A 22,987-nucleotide genomic window follows, 5' to 3' on the forward strand; every position below is an offset into this window, starting at 1 on the left:
ATGTACACCACTACAACGGAGGAAGTCCGATGCTTGTCATACTCGGCTTCTCGATGATCGCGGTATTCATGTACCTGATCATGAGCAAGCGCATCACTCCGGTCGCGGCCCTTATCGTCGTACCGACCGTGTTCGCCCTTTTCGCCGGTGCGGGAATGGGTTTCAGTGACATGATCATGGAGGCGCTGCTCAAGCTCGCCCCCACGGCCGCGTTGCTGTTCTTCGCGATCACCTTCTTCGGGATCATGATCGACGTCGGGTTGTTCGACCCGCTGATCCGGCTGATCCTCAAGTTCGTTCGCAACGACCCGATGAAACTGGTCGTCGGTACGGCCTTGCTGACGTCGATCGTGTCACTGGACGGGGATGGCTCCACCACGTTCATCATCGTGACCTCGGCGTTCCTGCCGATCTATCTCAAACTGCGGATGAGCCCGGTTGTGCTGACCGTGGTCGCGGCGACCGCGAACGGCGTGCTGAACACCGTGCCGTGGGGCGGGTCGACCGCCCGGGCGGCGGCCGCGCTGAATGTCTCGCCGATCGAGATCTTCGTCCCGATGATTCCGTCGATCGCGGCTGGCCTTGTGGCGGTGCTGGTGCTCGCGTACTTCCTCGGTCGCAGCGAACGCAAGCGGGTCGGTCTGCTCACCCTCGACTCCGAATCGGTGGAGGAAGCGGCCCTGGTGGGTTCCTCCGGTGGCGCGGGCAAGACCCCAGGCTCCGACAACGCCGCGAGTGGACCGGCACGCCCGGCCACTGGTGGCGACGACGTCTCCGACTTCGCGGAACTGCCCGAGATCGGTGATCACCTCGAGAGGCCGAAGGCCCGCCCTAAGCTGGTGTGGATCAACTTCGCGTTGACCGCCGCGGTGATGACGCTGCTCGTGCTCGGCACTCTCGCGCCGCCGGTGATCCTGATGCTCGGCGTCGGTATCGCGTTGATCATCGATTTTCCCCGGGTGTCGGAGCAGGCCGATCAGCTCAAGTCGCACGCGTCGAGCGTGGTGTCGGTGGTGGCGCTGGTCTTCGCCGCGTCGGTGCTCACCGGGGTGCTGTCGGGAACCGGAATGGTCGAGGCCATGGCCCAGTGGCTCGTCGAGATCATCCCGACCAGTTTCGGCCCGCACCTGGCCATCGTCGCCGGCCTGTTGAGCCTGCCGCTGACGTTCTTCATGAGCAACGACGCCTTCTTCTTCGGTGTTCTCCCGGTGCTCAACGAGACGGCCTCGCACTATGGCATCGCCCCCGAGGAGATGGCCCGCGCCGCGATCATCGGACAGCCCCTGCACACCTCCAGCCCCCTGGTCGCCTCGTTCCTGCTGCTGGTGGGCCTGGCCAAGGTGGAACTCGGTGACCACCAGAAGAAGGCGATCTGGCGCGCTTCCCTGGTCGGTTTGGTCATGCTCGTCGTCGGCATCCTCTTCGCCGCATATCCCGGATAGGACGGAATCCCGCCATGAACTTCGTCGTCTTGCTCACCGATCGCCCGGAAAGCCACAGTGCCCTGGACTGGACGCTCGACACCGCCGGAAAGTTCGCCGACGACCCCGCGGCGGTGACGGTGCACATCGTGATGGCCGGCGGTGCAGATTCACCGGCCAGTCCCAACTACACCTCCCCGGCACTCGCCGCGCAGGCGCGCCAGCGGCTGCAGGATGCCGGCGTGAAGTACGAACTGCACTCCGCCGAAAGCGATCTCGCGGACCAGGTCGTCACCCTGGCCACCGATACCGGCGCCGACCTCGTCGCACTCGGATTGCGCCGTCGATCGGCGGCAATGAAGCTGCTGCTCGGCAGCCACACCCAGCGCATCCTGCTCGACGCGCCCTGCCCGGTGGTGGGCGTCAAGGAACCCGCCTAGCCGACATCCAATTCCCCGGCCACGGTGGGTGAGAACGCATCACGCGATCTCACCCACCGTGGCCGTCTGCGCGCCGGCATCGGATAAGCACTCAGGGTCCCCGCGAACGCCGACCGTCGGGAAGCGTGGCACGGAGACCGAGAAGGGAAGCGTGCCGCCCGCACCAGGAGGTGGTGCGGACGGCACGCTGCGGGGAAGGTCCGGCGCGCGGGTGAATGTCGGTTCGGGCCGCGCGGCGGACTGGTATTCAGGCGTCGGTGGCGTAGGCGGTCACGAGCTGTCGGATACCCAGGGCACGGACAAGTTTCGGTCGGTCGCTGCCGTCGGTGACGTGCGCGCCGTCCGCACCGAGACGGGCGATGACGGTCTCGGCCCAGTCGATGTCGTGCTCGGTCTTGGCCGGCATCGCCCCGCCGCTCGACGTCGCGCCCGCGATCACGCAGGATCGGCGGCGGCCGCGAGCGGCCAGGTTCGCGCGAGCGCGATGCGGGAGGGATCGGGGGTAGGCATGTGTGCTCGCGAGTCCTTTCGGTAGGTGCTCACGGAACGTCGACGAAAGTGATGCACGACGGCGTGCCGGTGGCGATCGGCTCCCCGCGACGGTCCAGTTGCCCCGTCACGGGATCGAGGGCGAACAGAACGATTTTGTCGCCCTTCTGGTTCGCCACATACAAGGTCCCGCCCGCGGGATCGAGGGTCATGAATCGCGGCTGGTGCCCCTCGGTGCCGGTCAGGGCCGGAGGCATCAGGGATCCGACCGGGGTGATGCCGAACGAGGCGACCGAATCGTGCCCCCGGTTCGAGACGTGGACGAATCGGCCGTCGCGGCTGATCACGATCGCCGCGGCGGTGGATTCTCCCTCGAAGCCGGCCGGCAACGTCGACACGGACGCGCCGGCGGTGACGGCGGCGGTCTGCTGGTCGTAGTGGTAGACGGTGACCTGCGAGGACAGCTCGTCGACCAGGTAGAACGCCGGCAGATATGGGTGATAGGCCAGATGCCGCGGTCCGGTACCCGGCAGCGTGAGCACTGGATCGCCGAGCGCCGACAGCGTCCCGGCCGCCACGTCGTAGCCGAGTCGGTGCAGCCGGTCGGGTCGAACAGCACCTGATGCGGTTGGGGCCCCTTGTGGTCTTCCGGCAGCGGCCCGGGCGTGCCGGTCAGCTGCACCAGTTGCGATCGCTCGCCGAGGGTGCCGTCGGCGGCGCGGGGAAAGACCGCGATCGACCCGGTGGCGTAGTTGGCGACGACCAGCCGTGTCTCGTCGGGGGAGAGGGCCAGGTGCACTCCGTTGGTGCCGCCGGTGTCGACGGTGCCGAGTTCGGTGAGATGCCCTGTGCCGCAGTCGATCCGGAAGGAGGTGACGCGGTTGCCGTCGCCTTCGACCGAATGGAGGGTGGTCGCGGCCCGATCGGTGATCAGACGTAGGCGAACATCGCCCGCTCCGGGCCCCCGTCGCCACTCGATCCGAGCGGCCACGCCCCCGCCGCGCCCATACCCGCGCCGACGGCGACCGCCGCCACGGCCACCGCCCCGCCTCCGGCGGCCAGGAACGACCGCCGACTCAACCGCACGCTGGTCACCGAACCGGCTCCGCGGTGAATCCGACGTCGAGACGATCGGTGTGTTCGACGACCGGGGGTAGCGCGAAGTGCTCACCGACCAGACCGCGCCATCGGGCGAAGTCGTCGGATTCGCGGAACCGGACGGTGTGGTCTTCGAGGGTGTTCCAGTCGACGATCAGGTAGTACCGCTGCGGGTGCTCGGTACTGTGCTGGACCTGCATGCCGCGGCACCCGTGCGCGCGGGCGAACAGGGGAACCGCCTCGGTGAGTGCGGCTTCGAAGGCCTTGTTGTGGTCCTCGTGTATGTCGAGGCGGGCGATCTCCCACACCATGATCGGGGGTCCTTTCGCGGAGCCGGATGGGGGCGGTCAGGCGAGGTTGGTGCCGTGTTCCTCGTCGATGCGGGTGGTCGCACCGGTGGCGACGATGGTCCGGTTCGCGTCCACGGAGGCGTAGGTCCAGAAGATGTGCAGCTCGTCCGTGTCGGAGGCGTTGCGGAAGAAGTGCGGGATCCCGGCGGGGATGAACGAGTTGTCGCCGACGGTGACGGGGTGCTCGGCGCCGTCGATGTGTGCGACCGCGGAGCCGCGGATGATGAGCACGGACTCGTCGCAGTTGTGGAAGTGCTCGGGGATCGCGGCGCCGGGACCGAACATGGTGATGCCGTTGAGGAAGTCCTTGCCACCGACCTGCTGGGAGACCAGCGGGATGGTGCGGGCGCCGCCGCCGCGCTGGCGTGGGGTGATCTCGGAGGAGCGCAGCACGGCGGCGTTGCGTCCGTCTCGCAGCTGAGCGGAGACGGCCAAGGCGGTGGGGTCGGCGGTGGTGGTCATGAGAAGCAAAACTCCTTGATTACTAGGGTGTTTGGGAACTGTGGGCTATTCGGAGACCGGGGCCTGGGCACCGGGTTCGTTCATCGCCCACCAGGTGCGGATATTGACGAATTCGCGGATTCCGGGAGCGGCGAGTTCGCGGCCGTAGCCGGAGCGTTTGGTGCCCCCGAATGGCATCCGGGCGTCGGAGGCCACGACGGAGTTGATGAAGCACGCCCCGGACTCGATGCGCCGGCCGACGGCGATGGCAGCCTCGAGGTCGGTGCCCCAGACGCTGGCGCCGAGCCCGAACGGGGTGTCGTTGGCCACCCGTACCGCCTCGTCGGGCCCGTCGACGGTGATGATCGTGGCGACCGGCCCGAAGGTCTCCTCGGCGTAGACCGACATGCCCGGCTGGACGTCGGCCAGAACGGTGGGGGCGTAGAAGAACCCGTCGGTGCCCTCGAGCGGGTGCCCGCCGTGCAGGACGGTGGCCCCGGCGGCGACCGCGGACTGAACCTGCCGGTCGATGCCCTCGAGCAGATCCCTGCGGGCCATCGGCCCGACATCGGTGCCATCGGTTTCCGGGTCGCCGACCTGCAGCCGACCGACGTTCTCGACGAACAGGCGGGTGAACTCCTCGGCAACGGCGGCGTCGACGATGAACCGTTTCGGGGAGATGCAGCTCTGCCCGTTGTTGAGGAACCGTCCCCGCGCGGCGAGCGCGGCCACACGGGGAAGGTCGGCGTCGGCGAGAATCACGAACGGATCGGATCCGCCGAGCTCGAGGACCGACTTCTTGATCTCCCGGCCGGCGATGGAGCCGACCGCGCTGCCCGCGCGTTCACTGCCCGTGATGGTCACCGCCCCGATCCGCGGGTCGGCGATCAGTCTCTCGGTGACGGCGGGCACGTCGGGTTCGGCGATCAGCACGGTGGTGAACAACCCGGCGGGGAGACCCGCCGCGAGCAGAATGTCCTGACAGGCCAGGGCGCTCCCGGTGGTGTTGGGCGAGTGCTTGAGCAGGGCGGCGTTGCCGGCCATCAGGGCGGGCGCGGCGAACCGGAACACCTGCCAGAGCGGGAAATTCCACGGCATGATCGCCAGCACGATCCCGACCGGCTCGTAGGAGACCCAGCTGCGATCGGCGGAGGTGGCGTAGTCCTCGTCGGCGAGGAAGGTGGCGGCGTTGTCGGCGTAGAACTCGAGGCCGATCGCGCACTTGTCGACCTCGGCGCGGGACTCGGCCAATGGTTTGCCCATCTCCCGGGTCACCAGCCGGGCCAGCTCCTCTGACCGCTCCCGCAGGACGGTGGCCGCGGACCGCAGGATTTCGCCACGGGTCTTGAACTCCTCGGTCGCCCACTGCTTCTGCGCGGTCGCTGCGGCGTCGACGAGGGCATCGATGCGCTCCGGTGACATCGCCTCGTACGTGTCCAGCGGTTGCCCGGTGGCGGGGTTGATGGTGGTGATGGTGGCAGTCATGAACGGGTCCTTCGAACGACGGGACGGGTGGAAGCGGCGGGCTCAGGCATGCGCGGTCGCATCGGATTCACTGACGAGCACCTCGGCGAAGGTGTTGACTTGGCTGCCGGGGACCAGGCATTCGTCCGCGCCGGCCCGCCAGTCGGCGAAGTGCGGGGCCGTCTTGTGTTCGGCGAACGCCTCGGTGTCCCGGTAGAGCTCGTAGAAGAAGAAGTGGTTGGGCTCCTCGGCATGCTCGACGACATCGAAGCGCAGGCACCCCGGTTCGTCCCGCACCGACCGCGCCGCATTGTCGGCGATCACCTCCAGGAACCTCTCCCGCTTTTCGGGCTTGACCTGCACCGACACGATCAGACTGAGCATGGTTCTCCTTTGAACTCTTTCCTGAATCCCCTTAGGTATGTCATAGTGTATACCGAATCGTATCGAATAGGAACGGGGAACTGACATGAACGACGTCCGCGTGAAGCCCGAGGCTCTGACCGCCTTCGGCTGCGAGGTACTGGAGAAGATCGGCGTGCCTGGCGACGACGCGGCCCTGGTTCTCGACAGCCTGGTGCAGGCCGACCTGTGGGGACACCAGTCCCACGGTGTTCTCCGCCTGCCCTGGTACGCGGCCCGCCTGCAGACTGGCGCGATGACCACGGTGACCAGCCCGGAAACCCTGGTCGACGGCGGCGCTCTGCTACTGCTCGACGGCCGCGCCGGCATCGGGCAGGTCCTCACCGAAACGGCTCGCCGCGAGGCCGTTGCCCGTGCCCGCGAGCACGGCGTCGGTGTGGTCGGAGTACGCAACTCCAACCACTTCGGCACCGCGATGTACTACACCCGGCGCGCCGCCCAGGACGGGTGCGTGTCGATTCTGACCACCAACGCCAGCCCGGCGATGGCGCCGTGGGGCGGCCGCGAAAAGGTCCTCGGCACCAACCCGTGGTCGATCGCCGCCCCGGCCCCCTCCGGCTCGGGCGTCGTGGCCGTCGACATCGCCAACACCGCCGTCGCCCGCGGCAAGATCTACCTCGCCCGCAACCGCGCCGAGGAGATTCCGTCAACCTGGGCCATGGATTCGGCCGGGCGCGTCACCACCGACCCGGCCGCCGCCATCGACGGTGTCATTCTCCCCATGGCCGGACACAAGGGTTACGCCATCACGTTCATGATGGACATCCTCTCCGGCGCCCTCACCGGAAGCCGCACGGGATCCCGCGTCCGCGGACCATACGAGGCCGACAAGGTCAGCGGTGCAGGACATCTGTTCATCGCCATCGACGTCGCCGCCATGGGCACGACCACCGCCTACCTCGACTCGGTCGGCGAACTCATCGACGAGGTCAAGAACACCGCCCTCGCCGAGGGCGCCGAGGAGATCTTCTATCCCGGCGAACTCGAAGACCGCGCCGAGCACCGCAACCTCGACGCCGGCGGCGTCGTACTGCCCGACCAGACCCGCACGGACCTCGAAACCCTCGGCGCCCAGGTCGGGATCACCGCGGACTTCTGATTCACGCGCGATACCGATAGCGGATCGGCCTTGCCATCGGGTGCGAGCGCATCAATCCAAGACCGACGCGAGCCGGGGGAGTTCGCGTAGTGCGTTCTCGCGCTCGATCAGGACACGATCGCCGGCACTGAACGTCTCGCTGAGTTCGGGTTGTGGGTCCCCAGAACCTGTGAGGGTGGTCGCGCTGAACGGCCAGTCGCTGCCGAAGACGATGCGTTCTTTCTGCCCGACCGCGAGGACGCTGCGCATTGCGGAGGGGGCCGGGCTCAGTGCGGTGTCGTAATAGAAGTTGTTGATGTGTTTGGCGACGTCGAGGATCGACGGCTTGGGTGTTCCGGCGGGCCAGATATCGCCGAGGGGAGTTTGTGACGCGATCCCGATCCGGTGGGCGAGGAATGGAAGAGTGCCACCGGCGTGAGCTAGCTGGAATCGGATACTCGGGTAGCGGGCGAGGGTGCCGCCGGCGATGAGGAGCGTCGCCGCGCGAGTGGTGTCGAAAGTAAATTCTTCGAGGAAGTCAGGCAGGGGAAGTTCAGGTTTCGCGTCGGCGGGAATTGCCGCGGGGTGGACGAACACATATGCCGAACGGGCATTGAGGGCGAGCATCAATGGTTCGAATCGGGGATCGCCGAGGTAGGCTCCGTCGTAGGCCGAGAGTAAGACAACGCCGTCGAGGTGGAGGGTGTCGAGCGCGTACTCGAGTTCCCGGAGCGCGGTGGGGATGTCGTGCATCGGTAGAACGGCGAGGCCGCCGAATCGGGTGGGATACTGCGTGAACAGATCGGCGGCGTAGGTGTTGCAGTAGCGCGCCATCTCTGCCGCTTCTGTGCCGGAGAGGAATTCGACCCCGGGGTCCGACACCGACAGTGCCTGCGCCTGGATTCCGTAGCGGTCCATGAAGTCTATTGCCGATTCGGGGGACCAGTCGGGGGTGGGGTATCCACCGATGGTGAAGTGTCCATGCGCCAGGAGTGATGCGCGATACTCGGGAGGAAGGAAGTGCGCGTGCATGTCGATGCGGTAGGTCCCGGTGGGTGCCGCTTCTCGGCGGTGCGCGGCGGGCCCGGCCGCTGCAACGGCGGGGGGAGCGATGGCGGCAGCCGCGCTTGCGGCGGCAACACCACCGAGGAGCTTGCGGCGGCTCAGCAGTGTTCCATTGGTCTTAGGCGGTTGATCTGTCACAGTTTCCTTCTCGAATGTGTGTGGCCTCGGCCGGTGGTGGGTGACCGGTTTGTTCAGTCGTCTTGGATGCCGGTGCCGCTGAGGGCCGGGACGGTGTCCTCGCGTCGGACCACGGACCTGGCGCCGAGCTTGAATTGGGCGAGTTTGTCGATGATCGTCTGACCGACAGGTGTGTGCCCCCAGATGCTGATGCCTTGGTGGGTGGTGGGTTCCCAGGTGTCTTCATCGATGGTGATCGGGTTCCAGCCGACCTCCCATTCGAAACCGGAGGGAGTCATGGCGTAGTAGGACAGCTCGCGGTCGTTGGTGTGCTGCCCGACGCCGAGGGCCATGTCGAAGCCCAGTTCTTTCACGCGCAGATAGGAATTGGTCATGTCGTCGAGTTCGGCGACCTGGATGTTGAGGTGCTGCACGCGGGTGCGGATCGGGTTGACGGGCAGCTTCTGCACGGCGGCGACCGCCACGGAATGGTGGCGTTCGTTGACCCGGAGAAACCGGATCTTGAGCTTCACGCCACTGATGGTCTCGTCGATGTAGTCGGTGAGGCGAGCGTCGAAGACGGTGTCGTAGTAGCCGCGAACCTGGTGCGGCTTCTTCGAGGTGAGCGCGACGTGGCCCATGCCGGCGTCGCCGGTGACGAATCCGGTGGTGTGCATGTGGAGGGGCATCGGCCCGGTGTGGGCCTTGGTGTAGATCTCCTGGGTCAGCCCGTTGGGCCCGGGGAACCGCAGCAGCCGTTCGACACCGCGCAGAGCGGCTTCTTCCTCGGTGCCCCAGGTGACGGGAACCCCGTGCCCGGTCACCCGCGCCACGATCCGATCGAAGGAGGTGTGGTCGTCGAGGTGCCAGCCCAGTGCGGTGACGTCCTCGGCGGGACCACGCCTGAGCAGGAAGCGGCATTCGTTCTCGTCGAGCCGGAAACGCATCGCGTCGGAGGTGAGGTCGTCGAGGTGCATTCCGATCGCGTCCCTGCCGAAACGCCGCCAGTCGGCGAACTTCTCGGTCTCGACGACGATGTAGCCGAGGTGAACGTTTCCGAACACGGACGGTGACGTCACAGAGTGAGGCATGGTCGACTCCTCGTCGAGGGGATGGTCAGGCACCCAGGAAGCGGCGGGTGATTTCGTTGAACAGGTCGGCGCGTTCCCACTGCACCCAGTGCCCGGTCTCGGAGGTCACCACCAGTTCGCAGTGCGGCATCGTCTCGACGAGCATCCGACCGCCACTGGGTTTGTTGACCTTGTCCCGGGCGCCCCAGACGACCAGGGTGGGTGTCTGCAGTGTGGACAGCCGCTTGTCGCGGGTGAAGTCCATCCGCCACAGGGTCCGCAGCGCGTGGGGGCCGGACGGGCGGCGCAGAGGTGGGTCGGCGACGACGTCCGGGTCGATGCTCGACTCGTAGCGGGTGTCGATCATCTCCTCGGGGACGGCGCTGCCGTCGAACACCAGGTACTCGCGGATGAACGTCGCGAGCTTGTCGCGGGACGGGCCGGATCCGCCGTAGTAGGACAGCAGGTTCTGCAAACCCGGGGTGGGGAGTCCGCGGGTGGTGCCGACGCCGCCGGGACCCATCAGCACCATGCGGTGGACGCGCTCCGGGGTGTCGAGTGCCAGGCGCAGTGCGCAGGCGCCGCCGTAGGAGTTGCCGACGAGATGCGCCCGCTCGATGCCGAGCCGGTCGAGGAGCCCGCGGATCGAGTCTGCGAGGTATCCGAACGGATCGTTCTGGTCGATGCCTTTGGTGGAGCGACCGTAGCCGGGCAGGTCCGGAACGACGACCCGGAAATGCTTCGCGAGTTCGTCGATGTTGCGGGAGTAGTTCGATACTCCCGACGCTCCGGGGCCACCGCCGTGCAGCAGGAGAACGGTAGGGCCCTCACCGGCTTCGGCGACGAAGATGTCCTTGCCGTTCACCTGGTAGGTGGTGGTCGTCATGGATTCGGTGTTCACGGGGCAGTCCTCGGGTTGATGGATGGGCCTGGTCGGGAGCTGACGGTGAGTCCGGCGGGCGGCGGCGGCAGCGGGTCGCGGGGGACTTCGGCCGCGTAGACGAAGGCGTCGGGCCGCAGCGCCAGGGCGGTGACGCCCTTCTCCCGCATCCAGGCGATGAGAAGTCCGTCGGTGTCGACCACCGCGTTCGGTCCGGGCGGCGCGCCTGCCGGTTTCACCTCTATGAGGGGAACGCCCACCGTGCGCCACGGGCGCCACTCTCGGGCCGGACCGACGTGCACGATCGCCCACTGCCCACCGATCACGTCGTCGAGGCGTTCCCGGTTGCCTTCCTCGTCGAGAACCCACGGCTGCGGAATCTGCCACCCGACCGCCGTGTTCGCCGAGTTCGCGATGAAACCCGCGGGGTAGCGCGCGTCGGGAATCCAACGGCTGTCGCGCAGCCAGTCGGGGAAGCGGGGAACCTTCATCGCGGCGCGAAAGAAGTGATTGCGCAGCGCCGCAACGGCGGGCCGGCGTTCGGTGATGAGCCGGCCGGTCTTGACCGCCCGATTGGTCACTTCCCGCACATGCGGCATGCGCTCGGTCTGATAGGAGTCGAGGACCGATTCGGGCAGCGAACCGGACAGCACGGCACCGAGTTTCCAGCAGAGGTTCGCTGCGTCGCGCACCCCGGCCGACATGCCCTGCCCGATCCACGGCGGCATGGCGTGGGCGGCGTCGCCGGCGAGAAACACGCGGCCGACTCGCCACCGGTCGGCGAAGCGCACGTGGTGGCTGTAGACGACGGCGCGCAGGATCTTCACGTCGTTGCTCGTGATGCCCTGGTTGTGGAGTATCCGCCAGATCGCGGCGTCGGTGACCAGTTCCTTCTCGTCCTCGCCGTCGCGGACGGGGAACTCCCAGCGGTGGTGGCCGAGGGGTGTCGGGCAGTCGACGGTCGGTCGGGCGGGGTTGCAGTGGAAGCGGAGTCGGTCGTGGCCGTCCCATTCGCGGATCACTTCGGTGTCGATGACCACCCACCGCTCGCCGTATGTCTTGCCCTCGTAACCGATGCCGAGCTGGGTACGGGTCGGACTCGAACCACCGTCCGCGGCGATCACATATGACGCGCGGACGCGCTTGAACACATCCTGTCGAAGGTCGGCGAGCATCAATTCGACGTCCGTGCCGGTCTGGAGAACGCGCAGACACTCGTGCTCGAGGAGTATCTCCACGTTGGGGAAGCGATCGACCCCGTCACGCAAGACTTGTTCGACCGCAGGCTGGTAGATGAATTGCTGCGGCGGATGCCCCGACCCGCGTGAAATCGGCTTCAACTCGGCGAACGACGTGCCGTCCGCGTCGACGAAGGCAACCGGTTTGTCCGCGAGCATGTCCGCGGTGAGGCGATCCGCCAGACCGACGTGCTGCCAGATCCGCAACACTTCCTCGTCGGTGGAGATGGCGCGAGCACGGGAATAGATGTCCGAGTCCCGTTCGACGACAAGCACTCTGAGGCCCATATGGCCGAGGATGTTGGCGGCCGTCACGCCGGTGGGGCCGTAGCCGATGACGGCGACGTCATAGGTCGGTTGGTCGGTCACGTCGAGACCTCTCGTGGGGTCGATGGTGGCTGAAGGGCCGGAAGGGCCGGAGCCGAGCGTGGGGTTGTTCCCGTAGTGATCACTACAGTAAGGTGGAAGTAGGAGAGAGTCAACACACCGCGAACCCGAGGAGGAGATCGTGACCGACGAGACGAAGCCCCGCCGTCGCCGCGCCAACGGTGAGGAATCACGCCTGAAAATCCTCGACGCGGCCGTGGAAGTGGCCACCGAACGCGGCTACGACGGCACCAGCATTGCGCTGGTCAGCAAGAAGAGCGGACTGCCCGCGAGTTCGATCTACTGGCATTTCAAGGACAAAGACGAACTGATCGCCGCAGTCATCGAGCGCAGCTTCGGAACCTGGCTCACCGCGTGGTCCGTGCCGGACGGAGACAGCCCGCGCGAGCGACTCTCGGCCCTGGCGTCGCAGGTCGCCAAGGCGCTGCTGGACTCACCGGACTTTCTACGACTCGGTCTGATGCTCACCCTCGAGCACAGACCCGTCGAAGCGAAAGCCCGGACAGTGTTCCTCGCGGTGCGGGAGGACGCACAGCGCCACATCGCCCAGACGATACGTGAGTTCGCCCCTGACCTGGCAGAGCATTCGATTCAGCTGCTGACCACGTATTCGATGGCCGCGGCGGACGGGCTGTTCATAGCCAAGGAAATCGGCGGCGACAGCATCGACCTTCTCGAATTGTTCGAACTGCACGCGCACCTCCTGTACGACGCGGCGGTTCGCCTGACCGCATCGGAAGGAACCGCCTGAGCCTCGCCGGCGCCTACGCCGTTGAGCAGGTCAACTTTGCTCGAAGCCCCACCGAAAGGCGAAAACGACCACGCTCGGGTTCGCCACGCATCACACGCCACGACCGACTAGGACCACCATGATTCCCCAACGTATCGACGTGCACCAGCACATTGTTCCTCCCGACTACCGCAAGTGGCTCAACTCCCACAACGTCGGCCGCGCCGGTGGTATCGATTTGCCGCACTGGACCATTGACGGTGCGCTCGAGGTCGCTGAGCAGTTCGGGATCACTCGCTCCGTCCTGTCCGTCTCGACCCCGGGCGTGCACCTCGGAGACGACGCCGAGGCACGCACCATGTCCCGAGTGGTCAACGACTACACGGCTGAGGTCGTACAGGCGCACCCGGACCGGTTCGGCTTCTTCGCCACACTGACACTGCCCGACGTGGAGGGGGCGATCGTCGAGGCCGAGCACGCGCTTTCCACCCTGCATGCCGACGGAGTGATCCTGCTCGCCAATTCTTGCGGCCAGTACCTGGGCGATCCCGCATTCGATCCGCTGATGGAAATACTCGACCTGCACCACGCGATCGTGCTCGTCCACCCCGGTGAACTCCCGGGACCGTCGGTCGACGGCATCCCGTCCTTCGCGATGGACTTCCTGCTCGACACCACCCGCGCCGCGTTCAACCTCGTCAAGAACAACGTCCTTCGCCGCTACCCGAATCTACGGTTCATCCTCTCGCACGCCGGTGGTTTCCTTCCTTACGCATCCCATCGGATTTCACTGGCAATGGTCGCCACCGGCGCTCGCGATCCGTTGGAGGCACTGCGCGACTTCGCCGACTTCTACTACGACACGGCTCTGTCCGGCAGTCCCGCCGCCCTGCCCAGCCTGCTCGCCTTCGCACAACCGGGCCGTGTGCTGTACGGCAGCGACTGGCCGTTCGCGCCTGCGATGGCCGGCGCCTACTTCAATAGTCTGCTCGACAGCAACGAAACCCTCGACCAGGGCACCCGAGACGCGATCAACAGCACCAACGCCGAAGCTCTGTTTGCGCACACTGAACCCGCTGGTGTTCGCTGAGAGACCATCGAGATGTCGTCGGATCTGGTTGGCGCGTGGGTCTGATCGACCATTCAGGGTGAGTCGTCTCCCAACGCGGCTACCGGCCCTCTCGAGTGTTCCCGCTCCGGCGGTCCTAGTGGCAACGCCGCGACAGCCCGGTTACCCGAGAAACCCCACCCCCCACAGCTGGTCCTACACCGTTTCGGGTTGGTTGGTCAGTGCCAGGAGGTTCACCACTGCACTATCGGGTAGAGAAACGGGAACCAGACGTACAAGCTTTTGCCGAGTCCGATCGTCGGGCACCATCTCTCGGGTCGCCCCCGACCTGTGTCGATTATCGGACGTCACCCTGCGCGCGCGGGCGTCTTTTCGCGCATTCCGCCGCCGGTCAGTTCCGCACCGATATCACCTCGAGCAAGCGATCGGCGATCGCGACGCACCCCCGCCGTTCGGGTGGTCACGGAGACGTCCTGCGGTGTCGCCGCGCGGTCCCGGCAATCAGCAGCGGGAGGGGGACGGCCGCAGCAAGAGCGATGGATGCCGCACGGGGAGTGAAGATGTCCGCGGCGCGGCTGTGCGAACAACCTTCCCGAGGAGCGCCGATAAGAATTCGCTGGATGGCGCCGCCGGTTCGTTCGGGTGTCTGCTGTAAGAAGCGTGCGCGGTAGGAGCACGTCCGCCGAGAATCTCGCGCAGGTGAAAGATCTGCCGTAACGAGGCTGCTGGGGAGGCCTGCAGTCTCCCGCGGTGTGCGAACGCTTGAAAAAGGTAAGTTTGATGTACCATTAATGGTAAGCAAACTGCGATTCGGGAGATGGCATGCGGATTCTCGTGGCGGGCGGTACCGGCAAGGTCGGTGCGGCTGTGGTGGAAGCGCTGAGGGGTAGGCACGACGTGCTGGTGGCCTCTCGGGCGAGTGAGTATCGGGTGGATGTCGGTGACGGATCATCGATTGATCGCCTGTTCGGGCAGGTCGGCACCGTCGACGCGGTAATCAGTGTGTTGGGATCGACGCCGTTTCCACAGTTCGAAGACCTGACGACGGACCACTTCCGGGCCGGTATCGCGAACAAGTTGCTCGGGCAGATCGACCTGGTGCTCCGCGGTCTCCCGTTCGTCGCCGACGGCGGATCGTTCACGCTGGTATCGGGCATTCTCGCCCGCGAGCCCATCCGTTCCGGCGCCGTGGCATCAACCGTCAACGGAGGGCTCGAGTCCTTTGTGCGCGCGGCAGCGACGGAATTGCCGCGGGGCATCCGCATCAACGCGGTCAGCCCGACGGTGGTCACAGAAGCCCTCGACGTATACGGCGATTTCTTTCCCGGATTCGCGCCTGTACCGGCTGCCGATGTGGCCCGGGCGTTCGTGAAGTCGGTGGAAGGTGTTCACACGGGGCGGATCTATGAACTCGACTGAGCTGCGGGCCCGCCGCGTGGCGCCGTATCGGCAACGGTCGGACGGACCGCGTGTGGGTGCGGGGCATGGCGGGGCGGGACGGGCCGGTGGCCAATCGATCTACCGGCACCCGCCGGTAACGGTGTCCGGCGAAGCGGATCTGGGCAACGCCCAGTGGCAGCAGTTCTCGGCGTGCCGCGGTTCGAATACCGAGTTGTTCTTCCCGCAAGACGGTGAAGCGCAACATGTTCGGGTGAGGCGTGAACAATCCGCGAAGCAGCTGTGTGATGCCTGCCCGGTGGCGCGTCACTGCGCAGACTACGCATTGGTGACCAAGGAGCGGCACGGCATCTGGGGTGGTATGACCGCTCAGGAACGGCGAAACCATGAGCGCCGCGGGCGTTTCGCGGTGGCACGGAATTCTCGGTCGGTCTCGCACTGATCGGCCGGTCGGGGCATTGTTGTATCCAGGGCATCGGTAACGAGGAGGATGTATGCCGGAACACCGTGACGCTGCTCTCCTGCCGGTGGCCACCACCACACGTCGCGACGGTGTGATCGCGCAGATCAAACGCGCCATCGTGCTCGGTTCGCTGCAGCCCGGGGAGAAGCTCACCGAGGCGCGACTCTCCTCCGAATTGAACGTGAGTCGTCCGACCGTCCGGGAGGCGCTGAGTCAGCTGGCCCAGGAGGGCCTGCTCGTCCAGGAGCCCTATCGGGGTTTGCGGGTGGCCTCGCTCGACGATGCGGCACTGCTCGATATCGCGGAAACGCGGATGGCGCTCGACATGCAGGCAGTGTCGGCGATCTTGGCCGACGCGTCCGGGCGTCGGATGGAACTCGTGCTGCAGGCGTGGCGCGACTTCGAAGCCCGCGCATTCGATCCCGATCCGCTCGTCTATCACGAGGCCCACCTGGCGTTTCACCGGAGTATCTGGGCGGCGTCGGAAAATTTCCTGCTGATGCGGCTGTGGCCGGTCACGGAAGCGCACATCACCATTGCGCTGCTGCACGACCAGTACACGCGCGCCGATCCCACGCGCGCCCACGCGGTGCATGCCGCGTTGATCGAGGCTTTCGAGACCCGTGACCTGGAGCAGATTCGCGCCGCCTTCACGGTGCACACGATCGGCAGTGCGCGCGAACTGGTCGCTCTGCTGGCCGCGCGTCGCGCCGCGACCTGACTGCCTCGATGTCGCGCCCGGGGATGGCCGGATCATGCCCGAAAGACGTACCCGATCCCCCGGACAGTGTGGATCATTCGTGCGGCCCCGGTGGCCTCCAGCTTGCCGCGCAACGAACTGATGCACACGTTCAGCACGTTCGACCGTGCTGCCATCGACGCCGGCACCGCCCAGATGGTGCGGAGGAGGTCTTCGCGGGACACGACGCGCCCGGCCTTGTTGGCGAGGACGACCAGGACATCGAATTCCTGTCGGCTCACCTCGACCCAGTGGCCGTGGGAGTACACCGTTCTCCCGATCAGGCTGATGGTCATCGCGGGAAAGACGAGGTCCTCGATCGGTGTCCAGCGCACACGACGGAGGACGGCACGGAACCGTGCTGCGAGTTCGGGCACGGTGCAGGGCATCACCACGTGATCGTCGGCGCCGGCATCGAGGATGGCGATGCGGTCGGCGCTGGACGCCGTGCTGCTGATGACACAGATTCCGGCACCGATTCCGTCGAGTCGCTGCCGTTGCACCATGGACGTGATCTCGTCCCCCTCGCGTTGAAAATAGGCGATCAGATCGGGGCGCAGCGCGTCGAGCCTGCCAGGTGTCAGGTCGCGGCGGTCGGTGCAGGACACTCGAAGACCGTGGGCGCCGAGCTTGCTCAGCAGGGTCGGCGACCCGAGGCCCACCAGCAGGACCGAGGGTTGTGTGAGCTCATCTGACGCGAGGCAGGTCACGGATCCGATCCTCTTCGGGAAGCGCCAACGGCGATGACATCTGCAACGGCATGCTGCAACACATCTCGCGAAGAAGGTCTCGGCACAGCACCGCCCAGGAAGGTGAGAAAGGCTCACCTGCGGTCACGTTCATCTCTACGAACTCCGGATTGCTCGGGGGCGCCGGTGGCTGCCCTGGGGACGGTCTCGTTCGTCGGGGACACTTCCCGGCTTCATCGTGACCTCGATTACATCCCACGCTTGCCGTTTTTGGCAAGTTTCACTTACCATTAATGGGTCACTTGCTCCCCAGGAGGTATCCATGTCAGAAGATCTCGAGGGCGTCTACTCGGCGGTCGCCACTCCGTTCACCCAGGATCAGCAGCTCGACGAGGCCGGTCTGCGCCGGTTGGTCGACCGCACCATCGAATCCGGGATTCACGGGCTCGTTCCGCTGGGGTCGACGGGCGAATTCTTCGCCCTGAGCCGCGGCGAACGCGAATGCGCGCTGGAGGTGGTGCTCGAGCAGACCGCAGGGCGGGTGCCGGTGGTACCGCACACCGGGGCGACCAGCACCGCCGAGGCGCTCGCGCTGTCCCGGCACGCGGAGAAGGCGGGTGCGACCGCGCTGATGCTGGTGGCGCCGTACTACGAGCCGTTCAGCATCGACGAGGTCAAGAGCTACTACAAGGACGTCGCCGGATCGGTGTCGATCCCCGTGATGGCCTACAACCTGCCGGCGGCGACGGGGGTGAACCTGACCCCGCAGATCCTCGGCGAGCTGATCGACGAGGTGCCCAACGTCAAATACGTCAAGGACACCAGCGGTGACTTCACCGCCGCGGCGCAGCTCATCCACGAGTTCGGCGAGAAGGTCTCGGTGTTCGTGGGCTGGGACACTCTCTTCTACGCGGCCCTGCTCGAGGGTGCCGCCGGTTCGGTCATCGGTGCGGCGAACGTGGTGCCGCGTCAGCTGGTCGATGTGTACGACGCCATCGCGGCGAGCGACCTCGCGCTGGCCCGCACGCTGTGGGCCAAGCTGTTCCCGGTGATGAGCACCCTCGTCAGCGGTGGATACACCGCGGCCGTCAAGGCCGGGATGGAGCTGGTCGGTCACCCCGCCGGCCCGCAGCGGGCGCCCGGTGCCGCACTGACCGGCCCGCGCCTCCGCGAGCTCGAAAAGGCCCTCGCGGCACTGTAACGGGGACGCACCGTCCCGCCGATATCGACGATCGCCGGCTCCGACACGGGGCCGGCGATCATCGTTGTGGGCGGGCTTTTTTCGACTCGGGGAGTCGCATCGGCCACACCGGAACCGGCAGATGACGGGCGGTCCTGGGCCGGGGTTCCCTCGGGGTGTGGCGGATGCAGCGCCGGTCTGTTCTCCTGTGTTCACCACGGCGGTGCGCACTGATGCACGGCAGAACGGCGGGGGACGAAGTCGTGACTTCGTCTCCCGCCGTTCGGATTTCGGCCTACTGGGCGTAGCGGTACGGTCTCATGCGCGGCCGGCGCGGAGCCGTTCGGCGACCTCGATGGCGTCACCTTCGGGTGCGGTGGAGTCGGCGCCCGGCTTTGCGATCACCAGGTAGAGGAACCCGGCGACGGTGATGATGGAGAACCCGATCAGCGCGATCCAGCGGTCGACGAACGGTAGGCTCTCGTCGCCGCTGGGCCGGGCCAGGATGATCATGGCGACGATGCCGTAGACCAGGGCGGCGATGTTGACGGCGAGGCCCAATTTGCCCAGGGTCCAAGGTCCGCCGGGCTTCCAGCCCTTGAATCGCATCCGCAGCGCGGCCAGGACCACCATCTGGAAGGCGAAGTAGGCGGCGATGACCTGGAATGCGGCGATCCGGAACAGGGAGTCGGGGAAGAAGTACACGAAGACGGTGAGCAGCACCGGTGCAACGTTGATGCCCAGCAGGGCGTTGACCGGGATGTGGCTCGAGGAAGTGCGGGCGAAGAAGTGGCTGCCGGGGAACATGTCGTCGCGGGCGAACGAGTACACCAGGCGGCTGACGGCGGTCTGCTGGCCCATCACACCGGCCAGGAACGAGGTCAGTGCGATGACGAGGAACGCCTTGGATCCGACCGTGCCGAGGCTGCCCTGCAGGATCGTCGGGATGGGGTTGGCGTCCTCCCCGGCCACGACGGCCGCCAGATCCGGGCAGGCGAGGACGAATCCGGAGAAGGCGAGCAGGGCGGCGCCACCGCCGACGAGAACCGTCAACGCCATCGCGCGAGGAATGGCGCGGGCCGGGTTGGGGGTCTCCTCGGCGACCTCGCCGCAGGCCTCGAAGCCGTAGAACATGTACAGGCCCACCAGTGATGCTCCGATGAAGGCGTAGATGTAACTCTGCCCGCCACCGGCGCCCATGGTGTCGAAGAAGACCGAAAAGGGCTGCTTGCGCTGGAAGATGAGCAGGTACAGGCCGATCGCGACGACGCCGATGAGTTCGGCGGTCAGGCCGACGACGGAGATCCGGGCGAGGGTCTTGGTGCCGGTGAGGTTGAACAGCAGGCAGACGGTCAGCACCGACAGGGTGATGATCAGTTTCTGCAGCCCGGTGGCCGAGACCGACGGCTCGTCCGCGGTGCCGAACAGCAGACTTGCGATGAAGTCGGAGCTGAACATGGCGGTGGTGGTGATGCCGATGGTGATGGCACAGATGTAGACCCACGACATCAGCCAGGCGTACTGGCCGTTCCAGAGCCGGCGCGCCCATTGATACAGGCCGCCCGCGAGCGGGAACTGGGAGACGACCTCACCGAAGACCAGGGCGACCAGCAGTTGGCCGAAGCCGACGATGAAGATCCAGAACACCGCCGGCGGTCCGGCAGTGGAGATTCCCAGCGCGAAGATCGAGACCACGCCGACCATCGGGGACAAGTAGATGAAGCCGAGGGCGAAGTTCGCCCACAGGTTCATCTTGCGCTCGAATTTCGGTTCGTAACCGAGGGCGCGGAGATGCTCGTCATCTCCATGGGGGGCGACTTCGCGGCTGTTACCCGTATCGCGCGTCTCTAGCATGTTTCCTCCGGGGATGGGGACCGACCGAGTGAATCGAAGATCGACGCAGTGTGCGGATCGACTTCAACTCGACCTCTCAGTGATGCATGTCACTGTGCCATTAAGGTTAATTCAACTAGCCATTTTTGGCAATACGTCACGGATAATGTTGTGTGACCGGGGTGGGGCTGCGAGAGAACGAGACTGCACGCCCCCACATGTGGGGGCGTGCAGTCTCGTTCGGTGTTCTGTGTTGTGTTTGTTCAGAGCGCAGTGAGCCAGGTGTCGCCCAGGGTGTATCCGTTCGGGAAGGGATCGCTGGGGTCGAGTCCGAGCTGGGTGGTACCGGTGATCCAGGCCCGTCCGGCGACGCTGGGGACGACCGCGTCGTACCCGCCGATGGTGGTCACGGACTCCACGCGGGAGTCGAACTTGGTGCCGATCAGCGATTCGTGGACGAACCGTTCGCCGACGGCGAGGTCGCCGCGGGCGTGCAGGACCGCCACTCGTGCCGAGGTGCCGGTGCCGCACGGGGATCGGTCGATCCGGCCGGGGGAGACGACGACGGCGTTCTTCGACGTCAGATACTCGCCGCTCTCGTCGGTCTGCCGGGACAGCGGCCCGGTGAAGACCGTCTGGGTGATGCCGGGGATCTCCGGGTTTTCGGGATGCTTGACCTCGTACTGTTCGGCGCCGGCCTTCTTGATGCGCTGGCCGAGTTCGCACAGTGCGCGAGCCTCGGAGGGCACCAGGTCGAAACCTGCTTCGGCGGCGTCGACGACGACGTAGGTCATTCCGCCGTAGGCGATGTCGACGGTGAGCTTGCCCAGATCGGGGACGTCGAGGGGCACCTGGGTGTGGTAGACGAAGGCCGGCTGGTTGGTGAGCCGAACGTTTTCGACCTTGCCGTCCTTGCATTCGCACTGCACCTTGATCAGGCCGGCGGGGGACTCGAGGACCACCTCGGTGACCGGCTCGGTCATCGGCAGCATCCCCGTCTCGAGCAGCACGGTCGCCACGCACATGGTGTTCGACCCGGACATCGCCGGGTATTCCGTCGACTCGAGGATGACGTAGCCGAGGGGGGCGTCGGGGTGGTTGGAGGGCAGGATGATGTTGGCGTTCTGCACCGCCGCACCGCGGGGCTCGAACAGGATCAGCTGGCGGATCTGATCGAGGTTCTCCTCGAGGTAGACGCGCTTGTCGAACATCGTCTGGCCGGGAACGTCGCCGATGCCCCCGACGATGACGTTCCCGACCTCGCCTTCGGCGTGGCAGTTGACCACATTGAGTACGCGGCTGAATCGCATTGTTCGCTCTCTTCTTTCGGCGCTACCGACGCGCGCTGAGGTTGTCTTTCGGATACCCGCGACGGGCGGACGGACTTACCGGTCACCGAAGATCGTCCGGTGCCAGTCCTTGCGGGCGACGCCGGTGATATCCGACATCACATGCTTGATGTTGGTGTACTCGTCGAGCGAGTACGTCGACATGTCCTTGCCGTAGCCGGACTGTTTGTATCCGCCGTGCGGCATCTCGCTGATGATCGGGATGTGGTCGTTGACCCACACACACCCGGCGGCGATGTCGCGGGTGGCGCGTTGCGCCCGGTACAGATCCCGGGTCCACGCCGACGCCGCCAGACCGAACGGGGTGTCGTTGGCCAGCGCGATGCCCTCGTCGTCGTGATCGAAGGGGAGCACGACCAGGACGGGGCCGAAGATCTCCTGCTGCACGATCTCGCTGTCCTGTCCGGCGCCGACGACCAGGGTGGGCTCGTAATAGAAGCCGTCGGCGAGGTCGCCACCCGGGATGGTCCCGCCCCGTACGACCGTGGCCCCGCCGGCGCGGGCGCGGTCGACGAACCCGGCGACGTGCTCCTGCTGACGGCGCGAGACCAGCGGGCCCTGATCGGTGGACGGATCGGTGGTGGGGCCGAGCCGGACGGTGTCCATCACGGCAGCGACGCCGTCGACGAACCGGTCGAACAGCGGGCGCTGGACGTAGGCGCGGGTCGCGGCGGTGCAGTCCTGACCGGTGTTGATCAGCGACGCGGCCACCGCCCCCTGAATGGCAGCCTCGAGGTCGGCGTCGTCGAAGACGACGAACGGGGCCTTGCCGCCCAGTTCCAGGTGCAGCCGCTTGCCGGCCGCGGCGGCGGCGATGCTGTGTCCGACCGGGGTGGAGCCGGTGAACGAGACCATGCTGACGTCGCGGTGGGTCACCAGTGCGTGGCCGGCGGTGGTGCCCTTGCCGGTGATCACGTTGATCACCCCGTCCGGCATTCCGGCGCGGGTGGCGGTCTCGGCGAACAGCAACGAGGTCAGCGGGGTGATCTCGGCGGGTTTGAGGACGATGGTGTTGCCGGCGGCGATCGCGGGCAGGATCTTCCACGCGGCCATCTGCAGCGGGTAGTTCCACGGCGCGATCGAACCGACGACGCCGATCGGCTCGCGGCGGATGGTCGAGGTGTGATCGCCCGAGTACTCGCCCGAGGCCTTGCCCTCGAGGTTGCGCGCCGCGCCGGCGAAGAAGGCGACGTTGTCGATGCTGCCCGGCACGTCGAACTCGGTGGTCAGCTTGATGGGCTTACCGGCCTGCGCCGACTCCACGGTCGCGAGCTGATCGGCGATCGTCTCGAGTTCGCGGGCCCACCGGGTCATCACCTCGGAGCGGTGGGCGGGGGTGGCGCCGGCCCAGTCCGGTAGGGCGCCGGCGGCGGCGGTGACGGCGTCGTCGACGTCCTCGGTCGATGCCAGGGGGCCGGTGACGACGGTCCGACCGGTGGACGGGTCGAGCACGTCGAACGTGTCGGCGGACTTGCCGTCACGGTAGCGGCCACCGATGTACTGCGCGGGGCGGTCCCAGATATGTTGCGCCACAGTGATTCCTTCGTTTCTTCCGGACAGGGGAGGGTGGTCGGGT

General features: G+C 66.5%; 23 protein-coding genes and 1 pseudogene. 9 read left to right on the forward strand and 15 right to left on the reverse strand.

What is annotated here, in order from left to right; all coding sequences use genetic code 11:
* Positions 1-29: 29 nt before the first annotated feature.
* Together ACFU5V_RS03985 and ACFU5V_RS03990 are read left to right on the forward strand one after the other, a co-directional pair.
* On the forward strand, positions 30-1,442 hold the full coding sequence (locus ACFU5V_RS03985; protein ID WP_378697040.1) for a CitMHS family transporter: 1,413 nt from the start codon (positions 30-32) through the stop codon (positions 1,440-1,442).
* 14 nt (positions 1,443-1,456) lie between these two features.
* Entirely contained in the window at positions 1,457-1,861 is a 405-nt protein-coding gene (locus ACFU5V_RS03990) for a universal stress protein (protein ID WP_378697042.1), read from the forward strand.
* Between the two features lie 247 nt (positions 1,862-2,108).
* On the opposite strand, the gene ACFU5V_RS03995 is transcribed toward ACFU5V_RS03990, so the two are convergent.
* From ACFU5V_RS03995 to ACFU5V_RS04025, 7 genes and pseudogenes are all read right to left on the reverse strand, one after another.
* Positions 2,109-2,300, reverse strand: a complete 192-nt coding sequence (locus tag ACFU5V_RS03995; RefSeq protein ID WP_378697044.1) for a hypothetical protein — start codon at positions 2,298-2,300, stop codon at positions 2,109-2,111.
* A 100-nt stretch (positions 2,301-2,400) separates the two neighbouring features.
* Positions 2,401-3,341, reverse strand: a pseudogene (locus ACFU5V_RS04000) (lactonase family protein).
* Positions 3,281-3,445, reverse strand: a complete 165-nt coding sequence (locus ACFU5V_RS04005; RefSeq protein WP_378697046.1) for a hypothetical protein — start codon at positions 3,443-3,445, stop codon at positions 3,281-3,283. The pseudogene ACFU5V_RS04000 and the gene ACFU5V_RS04005 overlap by 61 nt, the downstream one beginning before the upstream one ends.
* Positions 3,442-3,759 (reverse strand): antibiotic biosynthesis monooxygenase family protein, encoded by a 318-nt coding sequence (locus ACFU5V_RS04010; RefSeq protein WP_378697048.1) that lies wholly within the window; start codon positions 3,757-3,759, stop codon positions 3,442-3,444. The genes ACFU5V_RS04005 and ACFU5V_RS04010 overlap by 4 nt, the downstream gene beginning before the upstream one ends.
* A gap of 36 nt (positions 3,760-3,795) precedes the next feature.
* Positions 3,796-4,260, reverse strand: a complete 465-nt coding sequence (locus ACFU5V_RS04015) for a cupin domain-containing protein (protein ID WP_378697050.1) — start codon at positions 4,258-4,260, stop codon at positions 3,796-3,798.
* A gap of 45 nt (positions 4,261-4,305) precedes the next feature.
* Positions 4,306-5,724 (reverse strand): NAD-dependent succinate-semialdehyde dehydrogenase, encoded by a 1,419-nt coding sequence (locus tag ACFU5V_RS04020; RefSeq protein ID WP_378697052.1) that lies wholly within the window; start codon positions 5,722-5,724, stop codon positions 4,306-4,308.
* Positions 5,725-5,766: 42 nt separating this feature from the next.
* Entirely contained in the window at positions 5,767-6,087 is a 321-nt protein-coding gene (locus ACFU5V_RS04025) for a putative quinol monooxygenase (RefSeq protein ID WP_378697054.1), read from the reverse strand.
* 85 nt (positions 6,088-6,172) lie between these two features.
* Here ACFU5V_RS04025 and ACFU5V_RS04030 point away from each other — a divergent pair, with 85 nt between their 5' ends.
* Complete coding sequence (locus ACFU5V_RS04030; protein WP_378697056.1) at positions 6,173-7,225, forward strand: Ldh family oxidoreductase; 1,053 nt, start codon at positions 6,173-6,175, stop codon at positions 7,223-7,225.
* Between the two features lie 51 nt (positions 7,226-7,276).
* Here the strand turns inward: ACFU5V_RS04030 and ACFU5V_RS04035 are convergent, their stop codons facing one another.
* From ACFU5V_RS04035 to ACFU5V_RS04050, 4 genes are read right to left on the reverse strand one after another with little or no spacing between them, the layout of a single operon-like run.
* The gene (locus tag ACFU5V_RS04035; RefSeq protein ID WP_378697058.1) at positions 7,277-8,407 is read right to left on the reverse strand and encodes an amidohydrolase family protein; all 1,131 of its coding nucleotides are present in this window, start codon (positions 8,405-8,407) and stop codon (positions 7,277-7,279) included.
* A 53-nt stretch (positions 8,408-8,460) separates the two neighbouring features.
* A complete protein-coding gene (locus tag ACFU5V_RS04040; RefSeq protein WP_378697060.1) occupies positions 8,461-9,477 on the reverse strand; it encodes a VOC family protein in 1,017 nt (338 codons plus the stop codon).
* Between the two features lie 25 nt (positions 9,478-9,502).
* The gene (locus tag ACFU5V_RS04045; protein WP_378697571.1) at positions 9,503-10,342 is read right to left on the reverse strand and encodes an alpha/beta fold hydrolase; all 840 of its coding nucleotides are present in this window, start codon (positions 10,340-10,342) and stop codon (positions 9,503-9,505) included.
* A gap of 11 nt (positions 10,343-10,353) precedes the next feature.
* Positions 10,354-11,943, reverse strand: coding sequence for a bifunctional 3-(3-hydroxy-phenyl)propionate/3-hydroxycinnamic acid hydroxylase (locus tag ACFU5V_RS04050; RefSeq protein WP_378697062.1), 1,590 nt, complete (start codon positions 11,941-11,943; stop codon positions 10,354-10,356).
* A 139-nt stretch (positions 11,944-12,082) separates the two neighbouring features.
* Here ACFU5V_RS04050 and ACFU5V_RS04055 point away from each other — a divergent pair, with 139 nt between their 5' ends.
* The 5 genes from ACFU5V_RS04055 to ACFU5V_RS04075 all read left to right on the forward strand — a co-directional run bounded on the left by ACFU5V_RS04055 (position 12,083) and on the right by ACFU5V_RS04075 (position 16,342).
* A complete protein-coding gene (locus tag ACFU5V_RS04055; RefSeq protein ID WP_378697064.1) occupies positions 12,083-12,712 on the forward strand; it encodes a TetR/AcrR family transcriptional regulator in 630 nt (209 codons plus the stop codon).
* Positions 12,713-12,830: 118 nt separating this feature from the next.
* Complete coding sequence (locus ACFU5V_RS04060; protein ID WP_378697066.1) at positions 12,831-13,781, forward strand: amidohydrolase family protein; 951 nt, start codon at positions 12,831-12,833, stop codon at positions 13,779-13,781.
* Positions 13,782-14,582: 801 nt separating this feature from the next.
* Entirely contained in the window at positions 14,583-15,179 is a 597-nt protein-coding gene (locus tag ACFU5V_RS04065) for a short chain dehydrogenase (RefSeq protein ID WP_378697068.1), read from the forward strand.
* Positions 15,166-15,600 carry a WhiB family transcriptional regulator gene (locus tag ACFU5V_RS04070; RefSeq protein ID WP_378697069.1) on the forward strand — a complete coding sequence of 145 codons (435 nt, stop codon included), beginning with the start codon at positions 15,166-15,168 and terminating at the stop codon, positions 15,598-15,600. The genes ACFU5V_RS04065 and ACFU5V_RS04070 overlap by 14 nt, the downstream gene beginning before the upstream one ends.
* A gap of 85 nt (positions 15,601-15,685) precedes the next feature.
* Positions 15,686-16,342 (forward strand): GntR family transcriptional regulator, encoded by a 657-nt coding sequence (locus tag ACFU5V_RS04075; RefSeq protein ID WP_378697070.1) that lies wholly within the window; start codon positions 15,686-15,688, stop codon positions 16,340-16,342.
* 32 nt (positions 16,343-16,374) lie between these two features.
* Here the strand turns inward: ACFU5V_RS04075 and ACFU5V_RS04080 are convergent, their stop codons facing one another.
* Positions 16,375-17,070 carry a response regulator transcription factor gene (locus ACFU5V_RS04080; protein ID WP_378697072.1) on the reverse strand — a complete coding sequence of 232 codons (696 nt, stop codon included), beginning with the start codon at positions 17,068-17,070 and terminating at the stop codon, positions 16,375-16,377.
* Between the two features lie 301 nt (positions 17,071-17,371).
* Here ACFU5V_RS04080 and ACFU5V_RS04085 point away from each other — a divergent pair, with 301 nt between their 5' ends.
* Positions 17,372-18,250 carry a dihydrodipicolinate synthase family protein gene (locus ACFU5V_RS04085; RefSeq protein ID WP_378697074.1) on the forward strand — a complete coding sequence of 293 codons (879 nt, stop codon included), beginning with the start codon at positions 17,372-17,374 and terminating at the stop codon, positions 18,248-18,250.
* A gap of 297 nt (positions 18,251-18,547) precedes the next feature.
* On the opposite strand, the gene ACFU5V_RS04090 is transcribed toward ACFU5V_RS04085, so the two are convergent.
* The 3 genes from ACFU5V_RS04090 to ACFU5V_RS04100 all read right to left on the reverse strand — a co-directional run bounded on the left by ACFU5V_RS04090 (position 18,548) and on the right by ACFU5V_RS04100 (position 22,944).
* Positions 18,548-20,083 (reverse strand): APC family permease, encoded by a 1,536-nt coding sequence (locus ACFU5V_RS04090; RefSeq protein ID WP_378697076.1) that lies wholly within the window; start codon positions 20,081-20,083, stop codon positions 18,548-18,550.
* 242 nt (positions 20,084-20,325) lie between these two features.
* The gene (locus ACFU5V_RS04095) at positions 20,326-21,372 is read right to left on the reverse strand and encodes a proline racemase family protein (protein WP_378697078.1); all 1,047 of its coding nucleotides are present in this window, start codon (positions 21,370-21,372) and stop codon (positions 20,326-20,328) included.
* Between the two features lie 75 nt (positions 21,373-21,447).
* Positions 21,448-22,944: a gamma-aminobutyraldehyde dehydrogenase gene (locus tag ACFU5V_RS04100; RefSeq protein ID WP_378697080.1), complete on the reverse strand. Its 1,497-nt coding sequence runs from the start codon at positions 22,942-22,944 to the stop codon at positions 21,448-21,450.
* Positions 22,945-22,987 lie beyond the last annotated feature (43 nt).

Source organism: Rhodococcus sp. NPDC057529 (assembly GCF_042802055.1).
GTDB lineage: Bacteria > Actinomycetota > Actinomycetes > Mycobacteriales > Mycobacteriaceae > Rhodococcus_F.

Bases quoted from the DNA above. Each gene is read 5' to 3' on its own strand.
- ACFU5V_RS04060 (WP_378697066.1), top strand. From the start codon at position 12,831: ATGATTCCCCAACGTATCGACGTGCACCAGCACATTGTTCCTCCCGAC.
- ACFU5V_RS04070 (WP_378697069.1), top strand. From the start codon at position 15,166: ATGAACTCGACTGAGCTGCGGGCCCGCCGCGTGGCGCCGTATCGGCAA.
- ACFU5V_RS04030 (WP_378697056.1), top strand. From the start codon at position 6,173: ATGAACGACGTCCGCGTGAAGCCCGAGGCTCTGACCGCCTTCGGCTGC.
- ACFU5V_RS04085 (WP_378697074.1), top strand. From the start codon at position 17,372: ATGTCAGAAGATCTCGAGGGCGTCTACTCGGCGGTCGCCACTCCGTTC.
- ACFU5V_RS04045 (WP_378697571.1), bottom strand. From the start codon at position 10,342: ATGACGACCACCACCTACCAGGTGAACGGCAAGGACATCTTCGTCGCC.
- ACFU5V_RS04095 (WP_378697078.1), bottom strand. From the start codon at position 21,372: ATGCGATTCAGCCGCGTACTCAATGTGGTCAACTGCCACGCCGAAGGC.
- ACFU5V_RS04065 (WP_378697068.1), top strand. From the start codon at position 14,583: ATGCGGATTCTCGTGGCGGGCGGTACCGGCAAGGTCGGTGCGGCTGTG.
- ACFU5V_RS04010 (WP_378697048.1), bottom strand. From the start codon at position 3,759: ATGGTGTGGGAGATCGCCCGCCTCGACATACACGAGGACCACAACAAG.
- ACFU5V_RS04090 (WP_378697076.1), bottom strand. From the start codon at position 20,083: ATGCTAGAGACGCGCGATACGGGTAACAGCCGCGAAGTCGCCCCCCAT.
- ACFU5V_RS03990 (WP_378697042.1), top strand. From the start codon at position 1,457: ATGAACTTCGTCGTCTTGCTCACCGATCGCCCGGAAAGCCACAGTGCC.
- ACFU5V_RS04015 (WP_378697050.1), bottom strand. From the start codon at position 4,260: ATGACCACCACCGCCGACCCCACCGCCTTGGCCGTCTCCGCTCAGCTG.
- ACFU5V_RS04020 (WP_378697052.1), bottom strand. From the start codon at position 5,724: ATGACTGCCACCATCACCACCATCAACCCCGCCACCGGGCAACCGCTG.
- ACFU5V_RS04040 (WP_378697060.1), bottom strand. From the start codon at position 9,477: ATGCCTCACTCTGTGACGTCACCGTCCGTGTTCGGAAACGTTCACCTC.
- ACFU5V_RS04025 (WP_378697054.1), bottom strand. From the start codon at position 6,087: ATGCTCAGTCTGATCGTGTCGGTGCAGGTCAAGCCCGAAAAGCGGGAG.
- ACFU5V_RS03985 (WP_378697040.1), top strand. From the start codon at position 30: ATGCTTGTCATACTCGGCTTCTCGATGATCGCGGTATTCATGTACCTG.